At 72.8% G+C, this 17166-nt stretch carries 17 protein-coding genes; 12 read left to right on the top strand and 5 right to left on the bottom strand.

The window, feature by feature from the left end; translation table 11 throughout:
- Positions 1–126 precede the first annotated feature (126 nt).
- On the top strand, positions 127–1467 hold the full coding sequence (locus tag OHA65_RS08955; RefSeq protein ID WP_327282598.1) for a transcriptional regulator: 1341 nt from the start codon (positions 127–129) through the stop codon (positions 1465–1467).
- A gap of 53 nt (positions 1468–1520) precedes the next feature.
- Positions 1521–2051: an NUDIX hydrolase gene (locus tag OHA65_RS08950; protein ID WP_328762215.1), complete on the top strand. Its 531-nt coding sequence runs from the start codon at positions 1521–1523 to the stop codon at positions 2049–2051.
- 43 nt (positions 2052–2094) lie between these two features.
- Here OHA65_RS08950 and OHA65_RS08945 read toward each other — a convergent pair whose 3' ends face one another.
- Positions 2095–2988, bottom strand: coding sequence for a 3-hydroxybutyryl-CoA dehydrogenase (locus OHA65_RS08945; RefSeq protein ID WP_327282596.1), 894 nt, complete (start codon positions 2986–2988; stop codon positions 2095–2097).
- A gap of 154 nt (positions 2989–3142) precedes the next feature.
- Between OHA65_RS08945 and OHA65_RS08940 the strand changes: the two genes are divergently transcribed.
- Positions 3143–4390 (top strand): family 10 glycosylhydrolase, encoded by a 1248-nt coding sequence (locus OHA65_RS08940; RefSeq protein WP_327282595.1) that lies wholly within the window; start codon positions 3143–3145, stop codon positions 4388–4390.
- A 12-nt stretch (positions 4391–4402) separates the two neighbouring features.
- On the opposite strand, the gene OHA65_RS08935 is transcribed toward OHA65_RS08940, so the two are convergent.
- Positions 4403–4600 (bottom strand): DUF1918 domain-containing protein, encoded by a 198-nt coding sequence (locus tag OHA65_RS08935; RefSeq protein WP_030294415.1) that lies wholly within the window; start codon positions 4598–4600, stop codon positions 4403–4405.
- Between the two features lie 60 nt (positions 4601–4660).
- Positions 4661–5572 carry a DMT family transporter gene (locus OHA65_RS08930; RefSeq protein ID WP_327282594.1) on the bottom strand — a complete coding sequence of 304 codons (912 nt, stop codon included), beginning with the start codon at positions 5570–5572 and terminating at the stop codon, positions 4661–4663.
- Here OHA65_RS08930 and OHA65_RS08925 point away from each other — a divergent pair.
- From OHA65_RS08925 to OHA65_RS08915, 3 genes are read left to right on the top strand one after another with little or no spacing between them, the layout of a single operon-like run.
- Positions 5571–7028 (top strand): PLP-dependent aminotransferase family protein, encoded by a 1458-nt coding sequence (locus OHA65_RS08925; protein ID WP_329313054.1) that lies wholly within the window; start codon positions 5571–5573, stop codon positions 7026–7028. The two genes, OHA65_RS08930 and OHA65_RS08925, sit on opposite strands and share 2 nt — an antisense overlap.
- Positions 7029–7059: 31 nt before the next feature.
- Positions 7060–7635: a histidine phosphatase family protein gene (locus OHA65_RS08920; RefSeq protein WP_327282592.1), complete on the top strand. Its 576-nt coding sequence runs from the start codon at positions 7060–7062 to the stop codon at positions 7633–7635.
- Between the two features lie 42 nt (positions 7636–7677).
- A complete protein-coding gene (locus tag OHA65_RS08915; RefSeq protein ID WP_327282591.1) occupies positions 7678–8448 on the top strand; it encodes an N-acetyltransferase in 771 nt (256 codons plus the stop codon).
- 12 nt (positions 8449–8460) lie between these two features.
- Here the strand turns inward: OHA65_RS08915 and OHA65_RS08910 are convergent, their stop codons facing one another.
- Positions 8461–10359, bottom strand: coding sequence for an alkyl/aryl-sulfatase (locus OHA65_RS08910; protein ID WP_371646353.1), 1899 nt, complete (start codon positions 10357–10359; stop codon positions 8461–8463).
- 183 nt (positions 10360–10542) lie between these two features.
- Here OHA65_RS08910 and argC point away from each other — a divergent pair, with 183 nt between their 5' ends.
- The 6 genes from argC (at position 10543) to OHA65_RS08880 (ending at position 16471) form a co-directional block, all read left to right on the top strand.
- On the top strand, positions 10543–11583 hold the full coding sequence (gene argC, locus OHA65_RS08905) for an N-acetyl-gamma-glutamyl-phosphate reductase (RefSeq protein WP_327282590.1): 1041 nt from the start codon (positions 10543–10545) through the stop codon (positions 11581–11583).
- Positions 11580–12737, top strand: coding sequence for a bifunctional glutamate N-acetyltransferase/amino-acid acetyltransferase ArgJ (gene argJ / locus OHA65_RS08900; protein WP_327282589.1), 1158 nt, complete (start codon positions 11580–11582; stop codon positions 12735–12737). Before argC ends, argJ begins: the two co-directional genes overlap by 4 nt.
- Positions 12734–13684, top strand: coding sequence for an acetylglutamate kinase (gene argB, locus OHA65_RS08895; protein ID WP_327282588.1), 951 nt, complete (start codon positions 12734–12736; stop codon positions 13682–13684). Before argJ ends, argB begins: the two co-directional genes overlap by 4 nt.
- Entirely contained in the window at positions 13681–14895 is a 1215-nt protein-coding gene (locus OHA65_RS08890; protein ID WP_327282587.1) for an acetylornithine transaminase, read from the top strand. The genes argB and OHA65_RS08890 overlap by 4 nt, the downstream gene beginning before the upstream one ends.
- Before the next feature lie 7 nt (positions 14896–14902).
- Complete coding sequence (locus OHA65_RS08885; RefSeq protein ID WP_327282586.1) at positions 14903–15466, top strand: arginine repressor; 564 nt, start codon at positions 14903–14905, stop codon at positions 15464–15466.
- Between the two features lie 72 nt (positions 15467–15538).
- Positions 15539–16471: a hypothetical protein gene (locus tag OHA65_RS08880; RefSeq protein WP_328762207.1), complete on the top strand. Its 933-nt coding sequence runs from the start codon at positions 15539–15541 to the stop codon at positions 16469–16471.
- Here the strand turns inward: OHA65_RS08880 and OHA65_RS08875 are convergent.
- The gene (locus tag OHA65_RS08875; RefSeq protein ID WP_371646794.1) at positions 16468–17163 is read right to left on the bottom strand and encodes a L,D-transpeptidase; all 696 of its coding nucleotides are present in this window, start codon (positions 17161–17163) and stop codon (positions 16468–16470) included. The genes OHA65_RS08880 and OHA65_RS08875 overlap by 4 nt on opposite strands.
- Positions 17164–17166 lie beyond the last annotated feature (3 nt).

Raw genomic sequence — 17166 nt, 5'->3', positions numbered from 1 at the left:
TTAAGTGAACCGCTCCCAGGGCTCGTTGCGGCAGGGTGCGTATCGCATTTATGCGCGTACGCGGTTCACACCCCGTGTGAACCGCGCACCCGATAGCCTGAGACCGAAGAGCCCTTGGAGGGGCCCATGCAGCCCAACGCCCTGCTCGACGCCCTCCTCGCCGAGGCGGGCATGTCCCACGCTGGACTCGCCGCGCACGTCAACCAGGCGGGCCGGTCCAGGGGACTGGCACTGCGCTACGAACACACCGCCGTCACCCGGTGGTTGAAGGGTCAGCGACCGCGCGGCCAGGTCCCCGACCTGATCTGTGAGGTGCTCGGCGGCCGGCTCCGGCGCCCGGTGTCACTGGACGACGTCGGCCTCGGCGTGCCGGGCCAGCCCGTGTCCCCGGACGGCTCCCCGCTCAGCGGCTTCGTCGACCGGGCCGCCGCCCTGTGGCGTTCCGACGAGCAGGGCCGCTACCAGCTGCTGACCGCCGAGGCCGTCACCGGAACGCCCGCCGTGATACCGGTCTGGGAGTGGGAGAACCCGCCCGAGGACGCCGACGTCTCCCGTGACGGGCCGAACCGGATCGGCCCCGAGCACATCGAGATCCTCCGGGCCGCCCGGGCGCACTACGAGCTGATGTACCGCCGCGCCGGCGGGGTGGCCACCCGGGCCCGGATCGTCCGCTTCCTCGGTAGCGAGACCGCGCCCATGCTGCGCGGGAGCTACCCCGACGGCCTCGGCCGGCAGTTGCACCGGGCCACCGGGTCCCTGGTGGCGGTGGCGGGGATCTGCGCGTACGACTCGGACGCCCACGGGCTCGCCCAGCGGTACTTCCACCAGGCGCTGCGGCTCGCGAAGGCGAGCGGGGACCGGGGACTCGGCGCCTACGTCATAGCGCTGATCGTCAACCAGTCCCTGCACCTGCGGGAGTACCGTCAGGCCGTCGCCTTCGCCGAGGCCGCGCTGCGCGCCGCCGGCCGGCACACCACCCCGGCCCTGGCCGCCGACCTGTACGCCATGCAGGCCAAGGCGTACGCCCAACTCGGCGACACCGCCGCCGCCTTGGCCTGCATCCGGCACGCGGAGGCGGCCGCCGAGCGGATCCGGCCCGGCACGGAGCCGGACGAGACGGGGTACGTACAACCCGGGCTGGTCAACGTACAGGTGGCCGAGGCGCTGCTCAGCCTGGGTGATCTTCACGCGGCCCACGAGCAGGCGATCGCGGCGGTCGGGACGCCGGCGCACGACCGCGGGCGGGTCCACCGGCTGGCGATGTTGTGCGAGATCCAGCTGCGCCAGGGCGAGGCGGACCGGGCGGTGGCGGCAGCCGCCGAGATGGCCGAGCGGGCCAAGGGGATGGAGTCGCTGAGGCTGCGGGACCGGCTGCGGGCGGTCCGCGAACAGCTGCTGACCAGCGGATGCTCCGGCGCGGAGGAGACCGCACAGCTCATCGACGGGGCGCTGCGCGTTCCCCTGTGAGCGCGCGAACTGCTGCCATGTTGCCACCTACTCGAACGGAAGGTGGCACAACCGTGCAGTGGACGAATCTGAGTGAGCAGACCGTTTACAAGAACCGCTGGTTCGAAGTGAACCTCGCCGATGTGGAACTCCCCGACGGGCGGCACCTGGACCACTTCGTGATCCGGCTGCGGCCGGTCGCCGTCGCCACGGCCGTCAACGAGGCCAACGAGGTGCTGCTGCTGTGGCGGCACCGGTTCATCACCGACAGCTGGGGTTGGGAGCTGCCCGCGGGCGTGGTCGAGGACGGCGAGGACATCGCGGACGCCGCGGCCCGGGAGATGGAGGAGGAATCGGGCTGGCGGCCCGGTCCCCTCCACCACCTGATGACCGTCGAGCCGGCGAACGGGCTGACCGACGCCCGCCACCACCTCTACTGGGCGGACGGGGCGACGTACACCGGGCACCCGGAGGACGACTTCGAGTCCTCGCGCCGCGAGTGGGTGCCGCTCAAACTGGTGCCGGACATGATCGCGCGCGGCGAGGTCCCGGCCGCCAACATGGCGGCCGGGCTGTTGCTCCTGCACCATCTGCGGCTCGGCTGACCACGGGGCGCGAGCCGCGGAGCGTGGGCCGCGGGGTCGCGGGTCAGCCGTACGGGTAGAAGCCCGAGCCGGTCTTGCGGCCGAGGCGGCCCGCGTCGACCATCCGCTGGAGCAGCGGGGGAGCGGCGTACAGGGGCTCCTTGTACTCGGCGTACATCGAATCGGCGATCGAGGCGATGGTGTCGAGGCCGATCAGGTCGGACAGCTTGAGCGGGCCCATCGGGTGGGCGCAGCCCAGCTCCATGCCGTTGTCGATGTCCTCGCGGCTGGCGATGCCCGACTCGAACATCCGGATCGCGGACAGCAGGTACGGGACCAGGAGCGCGTTGACGACGAAGCCGGACCGGTCCTGGGCGCGGATCGCGTGCTTGCCCAGGACCTTGGCCACCAGGGCTTCCGCCCGCTTGATCGTCTCTTCGCCGGTGGTCAGCGCCGGGATCAGCTCGACGAGCTGCTGCACGGGGGCCGGGTTGAAGAAGTGGATGCCGATGACCTGGTCGGGCCGCGAGGTCGTGACGGCCAGCTTGACCAGCGGGATGGAGGAGGTGTTGGAGGCGAGGATCGCGTCCGGGCGGGTGATCACCTGGTCGAGGACCTGGAAGATCTCCGTCTTGACCTGCTCGTTCTCGACGACGGCCTCGATGACGAGGTCGCGGTCGGCGAACTCGCCGAGATCGGTGGTGAAGCTGAGGCGGGCCAGGGTGGCGTCCCGCTCCTCCTCGCTGATCTTGCCGCGTTCCGCGGCCTTGGTCAGGGAGTTGTGCAGCCGGGTGCGCCCGATCTCCAGGGCCTCGCCGGTGGTCTCGGCGACCTTCACCTCAAGGCCGCTGCGCGCGCACACCTCGGCGATGCCCGCACCCATCTGGCCACAGCCCACTACGCCGACCCGTGTGATGTCGGAAGGGAGGTCAGTCACTTCGTGCCTTTCGCTGCTCATCCGTCGGCGGGTCCCCCGTGCTTCGCAGTGGTAACTGCATTTCGGCGCCCGCCACGCCCCACGACGTTACCCCCGACCTTGACCTTGCCGGGGGGTCGGGGCGGGCATGCTGTCAAACGCAGGGGAATGTCACGCAACGGAACGGAGTCGTCACATGACGTACATCGGACGGCGGAAACTGCTGGCGGGGGCCGCCGGGCTGCTGGCCGCGGCGGGTGCCGCGGGCCCGGCCCGGGCGGCGCGGACGGCGCGTGGGCGCGGGGCGACGCGGGCGGCGGCCGCCGAGTTCCGTGCGATGTGGATCGCCTCCGTGGAGAACGTCGACTGGCCCTCCGAGAGCGGGCTGGGCGCCGAGGACCAGCGGGACGAGCTCACCAGCCTCCTCGACACCGCCGTAGCCCGCCGTCTGAACGCGGTGGTCCTTCAGGTCCGGCCGGCCGCCGACTCGATGTGGCCCGGTGCCCGGGAGCCCTGGTCGCAGTGGCTGACCGGGGAGCAGGGCGAGGACCCCGGCTGGGACCCGCTCGGCACTGCGGTCGACGAAGCCCATGCCCGGGGGTTGGAACTGCACGCCTGGTTCAACCCGTACCGGGTGGCCAACCACACCGACCCCGACCGCCTGGCCGAGGACCACCCGGCGCGGCGCAATCCCGACTGGACGGTCCCGTACAACGGGAAGCTGTACTACAACCCCGGTCTGCCGGAGGTGCGCGCGTTCGTGCAGGAGGCGATGCTCGACGCCGTCTCCCGCTACGAGGTGGACGGGGTGCACTGGGACGACTACTTCTACCCGTACCCCGCCGAGGGGCAGTACTTCGACGACGACGACGCGTTCGAGCGCCACGGCGGCGCCTTCTCGTCCCGCGCGGACTGGCGGCGCGACAACACCGACACCCTGGTCCGTGAGATGTCCGAACGGATCCGGTCGGTCCGCCCGGCGGCGCGGTTCGGCATCAGTCCCTTCGCGGTGTGGCGCAACAGTGACCGGGACCCGCTGGGTTCGCCCACGCAGGCGGGGGTGGAAACGTACGACGACCTGTACGCGGACACCCGCAAGTGGGTCCGGGAGGGCTGGATCGACTACATCGTGCCGCAGGCGTACTGGCAGATCGGCCACCCGACCGCCGATTACGCGAAGATCGTGCCCTGGTGGGCGAAGACCGTCGCCGGTACCGGTGTGGACCTCTACGTGGGTGAGGCGCTGTACCGCTGCGACGCGAAGAGCTCCACCGCGGCGTGGCGCGATCCGGCGGAGCTGTCCAAGCACCTGACCTTCGCCCGTGGATACCCCGAGGTCCGCGGCCACGTCTACTTCTCGGCGATGCAGGTGGTCGCGGACCCCAATGGGGCGATGGCCAGGGTCGTTGCCGACCATTATCCGACGGCGGTGCCGCCGCGCTGAGGCCGCGTCGCGTCAGTGCGTGGGCTCCGTCGGGTGCTTCACGACGCAGTCGGGGCCCGGGGACATGACTGCCTCGTGACCGTCGGAGAAGCGGACCCGGTAGGGAGGGGTGCCGTTCTCGCCGAGTACCTGAGTGATTTCACCGACCTTGTCGTGCTGGCCCACGATCCTGCCGTGCTGCACCAGCTGGTCGCCCTCGGTCGCGCGCATGCTGACCTCCTCGGAGGCGGTCTGGATCCGGTGACAGCAGTTTACGGCGGTTCATGGTGATTAGACCCGCTGAGTGACGGCGATGCAGAGCAGTACCGCGCAGGCCGCGGCCGGGGCGGCGGGGGAGAGGTGCTCGCCCAGCAGTGCCACCGACCAGACCAGGGTCAGCAGCGGCTGGGCGAGCTGGAGCTGGCTGGCCCGCGGTGCGCCGATCTCCGCCATGCCCCGGTACCAGACGTAGAGACCGAGGAAGGTGGAGCCGGCGGCCGTCCAGAGCAGACCGGTCAGCCCGTGGCCGGTCAGGTGCACCGGCTCGTACGCGAGCCCGAGCGCGGAGCCGGCCGCGCTGAGCGGCAGGCACAGCACCAGAGCCCAGCCGATGACGTGCCAGCCGGGCATGACGCGGGCCAGGCGCCCGCCCTCGGTGTAGCCGGCCGCACAGACCAGCAGGGCCCCGAACAGGTAGCCGTCGCCGACCGAGAGGGCGCCCCCGCTCTGGGCCAGGGTGAAACCGAGCACGACGGCGGCCCCGGCGACGGCCGCGACCCAGAAGCGGCGCGAGGGGCGGGCGCCGGTGCGCAGCGCGGAGACGGCGGCCGTGGTGAGCGGGAGCAGGCCGACGACGACGGCGGCGTGCGAGGTGGTGGAGGTGGTCAGCGCCAGGGTGGTGAGCAGGGGGAAGCCGACGACCACCCCGGCGGCGACGACGGCGATGCCCGCCCAGTGTGCGCGGGCGGGCAGCGGCGCCCGCCCGGCCAGCAGGAAGCCGCCCGCGATCAGCGCAGCCAGGACGCTGCGCGCCGCGACGAAGGACCAGGGGCCGAAGCTCTCCAGACCCCAGGCGGTGGCGGGGAACGTCAGGGAGAAGGCGATCACGCCGAGCGAGGCGAGCGCGGTACCGCCGCCGACCCGGCGGGCCGTACCCTCGACCGCTATCGTGGGGTGGAGAGTAGCGCTATTCTGTGCTGTCATGTATGAGCGTAGCAGTGTGGCAGAACTGGCACAGTCCCTGCGGTCGGAACTCAACCGCTACTCGGTGGGTGGAAAGCTCCCGTCGAGCCGGGCCCTGGTGGAGCGCTACCGCGTCAGCCCCGTCACCGTCTCCCGCGCCCTCGCGCAGCTCGCCGCCGAGGGGCTGGTCGTCACCCGGCCGGGCGCCGGGGCGTTCCGGGCCCGGCCGCGTACGGCGGACCCCGCGCCCGGGGACACCTCCTGGCAGGAGGTCGCCCTCAGCGCGGAGGGAGCCGGGGACGTGGTGCCGCGTTCCGTGGACGCCTCCGGGGTGCTGGCCTGTCTGGCCGCACCGCCCTCCGGGGTGATCGGGCTCAACAGCGGCTACCTGCACCCCTCCATCCAGCCCGAGCGGGCCATGGCCGCCGCGCTGGCCCGGGCCGGGCGGCGCCCCGGGGCCTGGGAACGCCCGCCGACGGAGGGGCTGCCCGAGCTGCGCGACTGGTTCGCCCGGGAGATCGGCGGAGCCGTCGCGGCCGCCGACGTACTGGTCACCGCGGGCGGGCAGAGCGCGCTCACCACCGCCCTGCGCGCGCTGGCCCCGCCCGGGGCGCCGGTCCTGGTCGAGTCCCCGACCTACCCCGGGCTGCTGGCCATCGCCCGCGCCTCCGGATGCCGTCCGGTGCCCGTCCCCGTCGATGCCGAGGGGGTGCGGCCGGAGCTGCTGGCCGCCGCCTTCGAAGCGACCGGGGCACGGGTGTTCGTGTGCCAGCCGCTGTTCCAGAACCCGACCGGCGCGGTGCTGGCGCCGGCACGGCGGGCCGAGGTGCTGCGGATCGCGCGGGCCGCCGGGGCCTTCGTGGTGGAGGACGACTACGCCCGGGCGCTGGGCCACGACGACGCCGGGCCGCTGCCGCCGACGCTGGCCGCCGAGGACCACGACGGGGTGGTCGTCCACGTACGGTCCCTGACCAAGGCCACCTCGCCCAGCCTGCGGGTGGGCGCGCTCGCCGCCCGCGGCCCGGTACTGGACCGGCTGCGGGCCATCCAGGTCGTGGACAGCTTCTTCGTGTCCCGGCCGCTCCAGGAAGCCGCCCTGGAGCTGGTCGGCGCGCCCGCCTGGCCCCGCCACCTGCGGACCGTCGCCGCCGAGCTGCGCCACCGCCGGGACGTGCTCGCGGGAGCGCTGCGCCGGGAGCTGCCCGGGCTGACCCTGCCCCATCTGCCCTCGGGCGGATACCAGTTGTGGGCGCGGATGGCCGAGGGCGGCGACGACGCCGCCTTCGCGGCGGCGGCCCTGCGCGCCGGTGTCGCGGTCGCCCCGGGCCGCCCGTACTTCTGCGCGGAACCACCGGGTCCGTACGTACGGGTCAGCTTCGCCGGGGTATCCGGCGCGGGCGAGCTGAACGAGGCCGTCCGGCGACTGCGCAGCGGGACCGGCGGGGGCGCCGCCGACGCCGCCGGTCCGGACGCTTGACCCCGTGCGGTAAGCGGCCCACCATCGCCGCATGAATGTTCGGGTTTCGCTCGTCGCCGCAGCCCGTGGTTCCGCGCTGCTCGCCGAGCGCTTCGACGACGACCGCCCGCTCGACGGGGCGGGCTGGCGCGCGGTCGAATCCGCCGCGCACGGACTCGTGCCCCTGGGCGCCGCCGAGCTCCGCTACTGCTCGCCCAGCCCGCGCAGCCGGGCCACCGGCCAGGCCCTCGGGTACGCGCCGCTCGCCCAGCCGGCGCTGCGTGACTGCGACATGGGCCGCTGGCGGGGGCTGACCCTGGCCGAGGTGGCGCAGCGCGAGCCGGGGTCGGTGGACCTCTGGCTCACCGACCCCCTCTCCGCGCCGCACGGCGGGGAATCCCTACTGGCCTTCATCTCCCGCATCGGCGGCTGGCTGGACACCCGGCCCGCCGACGACGGGGCCGCGATCGTGGCGGTGGCGGAGCCGTCGGTGGTCCGGGCGGCCCTGGTGTACGCGCTGAGAGCGGCTCCGCTGACGTACTGGAACGTCGACGTCCGCCCGCTGTCCACGATCACCCTGACGGGCCGTTCCGGCGACTGGCACCTCTCCCTCCAGGCACCCGCCTAAATCGGGTGGAGCCGTACCCGCGCACCCGCCTAGCCTGCGGGCATGAACGGCATAACGATCACCACCCTCGCGCAGCGCCCCGAACTGGCCGACCGGCTCTGGGACATGAAGGACTCCTGGCCCGAGTTCGCCCAGCACGACTCGATCGCCTGGCTCCTCTACCCGCGGATGACCAAGGAGCTGGCCGACTACGTCCTGATCGCGACGGACGGCGACGCGGTGGTCGGCCGCGGGTACAGCGTGCCGTTCGCGCTGCACGCCCGGGGGCGCGGCGGGCAGCTGCCCGCCCGGGGCTGGGACCAGGTCCTCATGTGGGCCTTCTCCGACCTGAGGCTCGGCGTGGCCCCCGACACGGTGAGCGCCATCGAGATCACCATCGCCACCGACCGGCTGGGCGAGGGCCTGTCCGCGCTGATGCTGGCCGCGATGCGGGACAACGCACGCGCCCGCGGGTTCGCCGAGGTGGTGGCCCCCGTCCGGCCGAGCGGCAAGCCGGCCGAACCGGACACCCCGATCGAGGAGTACGCGTACCGCACGCGCGAGGACGGCCTCCCGTACGACCCGTGGCTACGGGTCCACGCCCGCGCCGGGGCGGTGATCGACTCGGTGGCCCCGCTGTCGATGACGATCACCGGCTCGCTCGCGCAGTGGCGGGAGTGGACCGGGCTGCCCTTCGACGCGACCGGCCCGGTCCGGGTGCCGGGGGCCCTGGCCCCGGTCCGCTGCGAGCTCGAACAGGGCTACGCGGTGTACGTGGAGCCGAACGTCTGGGTCCGCCACGCGCTGGACCGCCCGTCCACGGACCCGGCGTAGTCCCGGCACCGGTCAGGGCGTGACGATCGCGAAGCCGGGGTCGGGTTCGTCGAGGTGGCCGGTCAGCTCCGCGAGCCGGGCCGGGTCGCCGCTGACCCGGGCGCGGCCCTCGGCGACCAGTTCCCCGAGGCCGGCCCGGCCCAGCAGGAGGCTGCGCAGCGCGGGCTCGTCCAGGGTGATCTCGACATCGGGTTCCGCGGCGGCCGGCCCGAGGCCCCGCACGTGCGTGAGCACGCCGTTCCTCAGGCGCAGGGTGAGGGGGTCACCGCCGTCGACGAGGCGCCATCGGACGGTGACGTCGGCGTCCCAGCTGCGCGGGCCGTCGACACGGATGGCCAGGGAGTCGAAGAGCTGCTCCAGCGTCAGGGCGCCCAGGATGTCCTCGGAGACGCTGCTGGCGGGGGTTCCGACGGAGCCTTCGCGCAGTTCGAGGGCGCCGGTGAGGTAGAAGTTGCGCCAGGTGCCGTTCTCGCTGCCGTAGCCGAGCTGCTCCAGGGCGTCCGCCTGGAGGGCTCGGGCCTCGGCGTTGGCGGGGTCGGCGAACAGGACGTGGTGGACGACCTCGGCGACCCAGCGGAAGTCGCCCTGCGCGTAGGACTGGTGGGCGCGCCGCAGCACCTCCTCGGCGCCGCCCATGAAATCGACGTACCGGGTGGCTGCCTCGACGGGCGGGTGGGCCCACAGGTGGGCCGGGTTGCCGTCGAACCAGCCCATGTACCGCTGGTAGACGGCCTTGGCGTTGTGGCTGACGGAGCCGTAGTAGCCGTGGGTGTGCCAGGCGCGCTCCAGCGTCGGCGGCAGCCGCATCTGCTCGGCGATCTCCAGACCGGTGAGTCCCTGGTTGAGCATCCGAAGCGTCTGGTCGTGCAGGTAGGCGTACAGGTCGCGCTGCTCGGAAAGGAAGGCGAGGGCGTTCTCGCGGCCCCAGACCGGCCAGTGGTGCGAGGCGAACACGACGTCGGTGGCGGCGCCGAAGAGCTGGACGGCCTCGGTCAGGTAGTGGGCCCAGTCGTGGGGGTCGCGGACCTGGGCTCCACGCAGGGTGAGCAGGTTGTGCAGGGTGTGGGTGGCGTTCTCCGCGGTGCACAGGGCCGCGTGGTCCGGGAAGTGGACGTTGAGCTCGGCCGGCGCCTCGGTCCCCGGGGTCATCTGGAAGACCATCCGGATGCCGTCCACGGTCTCGCTCTGTCCGGTGCGCGTGATGTCGAGCGACGGCGGGACGAGGGTGACGGTGCCCGCCGACGTGGTGGTGCCCAGCCCCGAGCCGATCTGCCCGCGCGGACCTTTGGGCAGGGCCGCGCCGTACATGTACGCGGCGCGGCGGCTCATGGCGGTGCCGGCGTAGACGTTCTCGCTGACGGCGTGCTCCAGGAACCCCGCCGGCGCGATCACCGGCACCCCGGCCGCGACCTCCTCGGGGCCGACCACGCCCTTGACGCCGCCGAAGTGGTCGACGTGGCTGTGCGTGTAGAGCACGCCGGTGACGGGGCGCTCCCCGCGGTGGCGGCGGTACAGCGCGAGTGCGGCGGCGGCGGTTTCCGTCGAGACCAGCGGATCGATGACCAGGATGCCGCGCTCGCCCTCCACCAGGGTCATGTTCGACAGGTCGAACCCGCGCACCTGGTAGATCCCCGGGACGACCTCGAACAGCCCGTGCCCCGCGACCAGCCTGCTCTGGCGCCACAGGCTGGGATGGGCGGTGGGCGGACAGTCCTCGTCCAGGAAGCGGTAGGCGCCCAGGTCCCACACCACGCGGCCGTCCGCGTCCCGGATGGCGGCCTCCGCGACCGTTCCGAGGAACCCGCGGCGCTCGTTCTCCAGGTCGCGGGTGTCGTCGAACGCCGTGCGCCGCAGCGCGGCCTCGTTGGCCTCGGCGACGACGGCCTCGGCATCCCCGGAAGAAGCGTGCACGGCGCAGTCCTACCTCTCAGCGAGCCGGGCGGGCCGGCGGGTACCGGCGTCGGCGGAGCCCCCACCCACCCTCGGCCGCCGCGGCCCCGGGCACCACTGAGCCTGCTCCATTCAGATCACCGCGAGCGCTTTGCATAAAACTGCGGCGGTACGTATAGTCATGCCATCGAGGAGGAGGGTCCGATGGTGGTACGTGTAGCGGTGGCCGGAGCGAGCGGGTACGCGGGCGGAGAGGTCCTGCGTCTGCTGCTCTCCCACCCCGAGGTGGAGATCGGCGCGCTGACCGGCAACTCCAACGCCGGACAGCTCTTCGGCACCCTCCAGCCGCACCTGGTGCCGCTCGCCGGCCGGACCCTGGAGGCGACCACGCCCGAGGTCCTCGCAGGCCAGGGCCGTCGGCACGACGTCGTCTTCTTGGCGCTGCCCCACGGGCAGTCCGCCGCCGTCGCCGCCCAGCTCGGCGAGGACGTCCTCGTCGTCGACATGGGCGCCGACCACCGACTCAAGGACGCCGCCGACTGGGACGCGTTCTACGGAGCCCCGCACGCCGGCACCTGGCCGTACGGGCTCCCCGAGCTGCCCGGTGGCCGCGCCGCGCTGGAGGGGTCCAAGCGCATCGCGGTTCCCGGGTGCTTCCCGACCGCCGTATCCCTCGCCCTGTTCCCGGCCTACGCCGCGCAGCTGGCCGAGCCGGAGGCCGTGATCGTCGCCGCCACCGGCACCTCCGGCGCCGGCAAGGCGCTGAAGCCGCACCTGCTCGGCTCCGAGGTCATGGGCTCCGTCAGCCCGTACGGGGTGGGCGGCGGGCACCGGCACATCCCCGAGATGGTGCAGAACCTGAGCCCGATCGCCGGGCAGAAGGTCTCTGTCTCCTTCACGCCGACCCTCGTGCCGATGCCGCGCGGCATCCTGGCCACCTGCTCGGCCAAGGCGCTCCCCGGCACCACCGCCGACTCGGTGCGCGCCGCGTACGAGAAGGCGTACGCGGACGAGCCCTTCGTCCACCTGCTGCCCGCGGGCCAGTGGCCGGCGACCTCGTCCGTCTACGGTTCCAACGCCGTTCAGATCCAGGTCGCGTACGACGAGGCCGCACAGCGCATCATCGCGATCAGCGCCATCGACAACCTCACCAAGGGCACCGCAGGTGGCGCAGTGCAGAGCATGAACATCGCCCTCGGCCTTCCCGAGGCCACGGGTCTTTCCACGATCGGAGTCGCACCGTGAGCGTCACGGCAGCACAGGGGTTCACCGCAGCGGGTGTCGCTGCGGGGATCAAGGCGAACGGCAACCCGGACCTGGCCCTCGTGGTGAACCACGGGCCGCGGCTGGCCGCGGCGGGCGTCTTCACCTCCAACCGCGTCAAGGCCGCGCCCGTCCTGTGGTCGGAGCAGGTCCTGCGCGGCGCCGTCGTCAGCGCCGTCGTCCTCAACTCCGGCGGCGCCAACGCCTGCACGGGCCCCAAGGGCTTCCAGGACACCCACGCCACCGCCGAGAAGGTCGCGCAGGCCCTCGGCGGTGACCACAACGCCGGTGAGGTCGCCGTCGCGTCCACCGGCCTGATCGGCGTCCTGCTCCCCATGGACAAACTGCTGCCGGGCATCGACACCGCGACGCAGGCCCTGTCCGAGGACGGTGGCGAGGCCGCCGCCATCGCCATCAAGACCACCGACACCGTGCACAAGACCGCCGTGGTGACGCAGGGGGGCTGGACCGTCGGCGGCATGGCCAAGGGCGCGGGCATGCTCGCCCCGGGCCTGGCCACGATGCTCGTCGTCCTCACCACCGACGCCGACGTGGACGGCGGCACCCTCGACAAGGCGCTGCGCGCCGCCACCCGCACCACCTTCGACCGGGTCGACTCCGACGGCTGCATGTCCACCAACGACACGGTGCTGCTGCTCGCTTCCGGTGCCTCCGGCCAGGTGCCGGCGTACGAGGCCTTCGCGGAGGCCGTCCGGACCGTCTGCGACGATCTCGCCCGCCAGCTGATCGGCGACGCCGAGGGAGCCAGCAAGGACATCCGCATCGAGGTCGTCGGCGCCCTCACCGAGGGGGACGCGGTCGAGGTCGGCCGGTCCATCGCCCGCAACAACCTGCTCAAGTGCGCCATCCACGGTGAGGACCCCAACTGGGGCCGGGTGCTCTCGGCGATCGGCACCACCCGGGCCGCGTTCGACCCGGACCGGCTGAACGTGGCCATCAACGGCGTCTGGGTCTGCAAGAACGGCTCGGTCGGCGAGGACCGCGACCTGGTCTCCATGAAGGACCGCGAGGTCCACATCACCGCGGACCTGGCCACAGGCTCCGAGTCCGCCGTGATCTGGGCCAACGACCTGACCGCCGAGTACGTCCACGAGAACAGCGCCTACTCCTCATGAGCGATCAGACCAGCAACGAGAAGGCCGGCCAGCCCGGCGCCGGTACCGCGCGCAAGCACACCGCGCTGCCCAAGGCGCAGATCCTCATCGAGGCGCTGCCCTGGCTCACCCGCCACAACGGCAAGGTCGTCGTCATCAAGTTCGGCGGCAACGCCATGATCGACGAGGACCTGAAGGCCGCCTTCGCTCAGGACGTCGTCTTCCTGCGCCAGGCCGGCCTCAAGCCGGTCGTGGTCCACGGCGGCGGCCCCCAGATCAACGCCCAGCTCGACAAGCAGGGTCTGGTCAGCGAGTTCAAGGCGGGCCTGCGCGTCACGACCCCGGAGGCCATGGACGTCGTACGGATGGTGCTGGCGGGCCAGGTCCAGCGCGAGCTGGTCGGGCTGCTCAACGAGCACGGACCGCTCGCCGTCGGCATGACCGGCGAGGACGCCCACACCATCACGGCCACCCGGCACACTCCGGAGATCGACGGCGAGCTCGTCGACATCGGCCGGGTCGGCGAGATCACCGCCATCGACACGGGCGCGATCGAGGCGCTGCTGGCGGACGGTCGGATCCCGGTCATCTCCTCCATCGCGCGCAGTGCCGACGACCACCACGTGTACAACGTCAACGCCGACACGGCGGCCGCGGCGCTCGCCGCCGCGCTGGGCGCCGAGACGCTGATGGTCCTCACGGACGTCGAGGGCCTCTACGCGGACTGGCCCAACAGCGACGAGGTCATCAGCCGGCTGACGGTCGGCGAGCTGGAGAAGCTGCTGCCCGAGCTGTCCAGCGGCATGGTCCCCAAGATGGAGGGCTGCCTGCACGCCGTCCGCGGCGGCGTGAGCACGGCCAGGGTGATCGACGGGCGGGTCCCGCACTCGATCCTGCTGGAGATCTTCACCGATGAGGGAATCGGCACGATGGTCGTGCCGGACGCACGGCAAGGGGGAGCGCAGTGACGCACGACGAGGAGAGCGGCAACCAGCGGTACGCCGCCCGCTGGCAGGGCGCGCTGACCAACAACTACGGCACGCCCGCGCTGGCCCTCGTACGCGGCGAAGGCGCCCAGGTCTGGGACGCGGACGGCAAGCAGTACACCGACTTCGTCGGCGGCATCGCGGTCAACGCCCTCGGCCACGCCCACCCGGCGATCGTCGAGGCCGTGACCCGGCAGATCTCCACCCTCGGCCACGTCTCCAACCTGTACGCCTCCGAGCCGGTCCTCGCGCTGGGCGAGCGGCTGCTCCAGTTGTTCGGCCGCCCCGGACGGGTTTTCTTCTGCAACTCCGGTGCCGAGGCCGTCGAGGCCGCCTTCAAGATCGGCCGGCTGACCGGGCGTACGCACATGGTCGCCACCGACGGCGGCTTCCACGGCCGGACCATGGGCGCCCTCGCGCTCACCGGCCAACCGAAGAAGCAGGGCCCCTTCCTGCCGCTTCCGGGCGAGGTCACCCACGTCCCGTACGGCGACGTCGAGGCCCTGCGGGCCGCGGTCACCGAAGAGACCGCGCTCGTGGTCATCGAGCCGATCCAGGGTGAGAACGGCGTCGTCGTGCCGCCGGCCGGCTATCTGACGGCCGCGCGGGAGATCACCCGGGCCACCGGCACCCTGCTCGTCCTCGACGAGGTGCAGACCGGGATCGGGCGGTGCGGCCACTGGTTCGAACACCAGGCCCACGAAGGCGTCGAGCCCGATCTCGTCACGCTCGCGAAGGGTCTGGGCGGCGGACTGCCGATCGGCGCGGTGGTCGCCTTCGGGTCGGCCGCGGACCTGCTCCAGCCCGGCCAGCACGGCACCACCTTCGGTGGGAACCCCGTCGCCTGCGCCGCCGGACTCGCCGTCATCGACACCATCGCCGCCGAGGGCTTGCTCGACCAGGTCAAGGCGCGCGGGGAGCGGCTGCGCTCCGGAATCGAGGCTACCGGGCACCCGCTCGTCTCCCATGTCCGTGGTGAGGGCCTTCTCCTGGGTATCGTGCTGACCGGGCCGCTCGCACCACAGGTGCAGCGGGCGGCCCAAGATGCCGGATTCCTGGTCAACGCGCCCGCCCCCGACGTCGTACGGCTCATGCCCCCGTACGTGCTCTCCGAGGCCGAGGCGGACGCGTTCGTCCAGGCACTGCCCGGCATTCTCGAAGCAGCCGACGGGGACGGACATACCGGGGAATGAGACGACGATGAGCCAGGCGCAGGACCACGAGCAGTGGGGCTCCCCCCGGAACGACTCCGGGGGAGGGCCTTCGGTTCCGCAGACCCGCACCGCCCGCCACCGCCGGATCGTGGACATCCTCAACCGGCAGCCGGTCCGCTCGCAGAGCCAGCTGGCCAAGCTGCTCGCCGACGACGGGCTGAGCGTCACCCAGGCGACGCTCTCCCGCGACCTCGACGAGCTCGGCGCGGTGAAGATCCGCAACACCGGCGGCGAGCTGATCTACGCGGTGCCCAGCGAGGGCGGATTCCGCACCCCGCAGGCCCCGCTCGGCGAGTCGGCGAAGGAGGAGCGCATGCGGCGCCTCTCCGGTGAACTGCTGATCTCGGCGGAGGCCTCCGCGAACCTCGTGGTCCTGCGCACCCCGCCCGGCGCGGCCCAGTTCCTCGCCTCGGCGATCGACCAGGCCGAACTCCGCGAGATCCTCGGCACGATCGCCGGAGACGACACGCTGATGTTGATCAGCCGCGACCCGTCGGGCGGCCAGGCCCTCGCGGACCACCTGCTGCGCCTGGCGCAGAAGGAGGGCTGAGCCGCACCGGTGTCCACTGCGGCCCGGGAAATCCGATGTCGGGTCCGACGTCGGCGGACGTAGCGTCGGGGCGTGCACGAACTCGCCCTGGCCGCAGTCGTATCGGCCGTCACCGCCGCCGTGTACGCGGTCATCGGCCTGCGCGGCCGGCGCGGGTCTCGGATCCACCGGGAGGCCGTCGCGCTCGTCGACGCGCTGGACCTGGACCCGTACCACGTCGCCTCGCTGAAGAACGAGGTGACCGAGGCCGCGGCCGCCGAGCTGCTGCTCGACCGGTACGTCGACGTCGACGCCGAGGGCGCGGTGTGGCTCGCCGGCGCCGGACACGAGCCCGACCGGGCACCGGCGCACCCGGTGCCCGCCGCCCTGCTGGCCGCCGTGCGCCGACACGATCCGGTACCGGTCTCGCTCGGCTGGATCGAACGGGGCGACGAGGCGTACCGGGAGGCGACCGCCGCCCACCGCGCCGAGCAGGACGCCCGCCTGCCGGCGACACCCCGGACTGCGCAGCCCGCGGACGGCTGCGTCCGGTCCTGCACCAGCTGCACGGGTCTCGTGCTGCTGCTGATGGTCTGGGTCGGGGCGGGCATCGTGGTCCTGGCGGCCCACCACCAGGGCGTTCTGGAATGGGGCGCGACGGTGGTGACCGCCCTGTGCCTGGCGGCGCTCTGGCGGGCCGAGGCGGTGGCGAAGGGGATCCGGGACCGTACGGCCGGCAAGAACCCACTGGACCAACGCCTCCGCGAACAGACGCATCCCGCACAGGCCGCGCTGGACGGGGAGCAGCGGCGCCGGTTGCTCCTGAGCAAGGGGGACCGGACCCGCTGGCGGGGCCTCGACGGGGGCGTGGACGAGGACGATGAACCCGACGAGTGGGGCGGACTCGACCTGGAGGAACACTGGGACCTGGGTCCGGACGCGTACCGGTACGTGGCCGCCGCCGACGAGACGGCCGAGGCCGCCGACGAGCCCCTTTCGCCGCCCGGGATCCCGCACCCCCGCTAGTAGCGGGTCACGGCGAGGGCCCCCTCCCGGGTGCCGATCGCGATGTGCGGGCGGCGGCCCGGTTCGGCCCAGCGCAGGATCGCCCGCATCGCCCGCTCCGGCACGGACACGCAACCGGCCGTCGCACCCTTGCCGTTGACGTGCAGGAAGATGCCCGCGCCCCGGCCGTGCACCGGCTGATCGTAGTTGAAGCCGACGACCAGCGCGTGCGCGTACTGCTCCTCGTACGCCACCAGGTGCTCCGCCTCGCCCGGTGCGCAGTCCGCGGGCAGCGGCTCCACCCAGCGGTTGTAGCTGCCCGAGGCGTTGTCCTGGCACCACCACGAGCGGTCCGTCACCTTCCGGTACCGCAACCGCGTCCCGGCGGGTGCGCGGTGGATCCCGAAGGCGTACGGGAGGTCGTACAGGCCCGTCGGCGTCGTGTTCGTGCCCTGGGTGCGGGTCGCGCCCTCGGTCAGGCCGTTCGCGCCGAAGCGCGCCTCGGCGCTACCGGCTTCGTACCAATGCCCCGCCCACCGGTCCCACCAGGTCACCCGCCCCGTGGTGGAGCCGGGCGCGGGCGCGACGGCGGTGATCAGCTGACTGCCGCCGCCCGTGTCGGACAGCCGGGCCGGCAGCGGCGCGGGCCCGTACGGGCCCTGCGCGAGCAGGCTGGTGACGATCAGTGAGCCGGTGACGAGAGCGGTACGCAGCAC

Origin of the sequence: Streptomyces sp. NBC_00045, from assembly GCF_045041095.1 — a bacterium.
GTDB lineage: Bacteria > Actinomycetota > Actinomycetes > Streptomycetales > Streptomycetaceae > Streptomyces.
The sequence above is the reverse complement of the archived record's forward strand: the minus strand, read 5'-3'. Positions and strand labels throughout refer to the sequence as shown.

Bases quoted from the DNA above. Each gene is read 5' to 3' on its own strand.
- OHA65_RS08955 (WP_327282598.1), top strand. From the start codon at position 127: ATGCAGCCCAACGCCCTGCTCGACGCCCTCCTCGCCGAGGCGGGCATG.
- OHA65_RS08945 (WP_327282596.1), bottom strand. From the start codon at position 2,988: ATGAGCAGCGAAAGGCACGAAGTGACTGACCTCCCTTCCGACATCACA.
- OHA65_RS08940 (WP_327282595.1), top strand. From the start codon at position 3,143: ATGACGTACATCGGACGGCGGAAACTGCTGGCGGGGGCCGCCGGGCTG.
- OHA65_RS08935 (WP_030294415.1), bottom strand. From the start codon at position 4,600: ATGCGCGCGACCGAGGGCGACCAGCTGGTGCAGCACGGCAGGATCGTG.
- OHA65_RS08925 (WP_329313054.1), top strand. From the start codon at position 5,571: ATGTATGAGCGTAGCAGTGTGGCAGAACTGGCACAGTCCCTGCGGTCG.
- OHA65_RS08930 (WP_327282594.1), bottom strand. From the start codon at position 5,572: ATGACAGCACAGAATAGCGCTACTCTCCACCCCACGATAGCGGTCGAG.
- OHA65_RS08920 (WP_327282592.1), top strand. From the start codon at position 7,060: ATGAATGTTCGGGTTTCGCTCGTCGCCGCAGCCCGTGGTTCCGCGCTG.
- OHA65_RS08915 (WP_327282591.1), top strand. From the start codon at position 7,678: ATGAACGGCATAACGATCACCACCCTCGCGCAGCGCCCCGAACTGGCC.
- argC (WP_327282590.1), top strand. From the start codon at position 10,543: ATGGTGGTACGTGTAGCGGTGGCCGGAGCGAGCGGGTACGCGGGCGGA.
- argB (WP_327282588.1), top strand. From the start codon at position 12,734: ATGAGCGATCAGACCAGCAACGAGAAGGCCGGCCAGCCCGGCGCCGGT.
- OHA65_RS08885 (WP_327282586.1), top strand. From the start codon at position 14,903: ATGAGCCAGGCGCAGGACCACGAGCAGTGGGGCTCCCCCCGGAACGAC.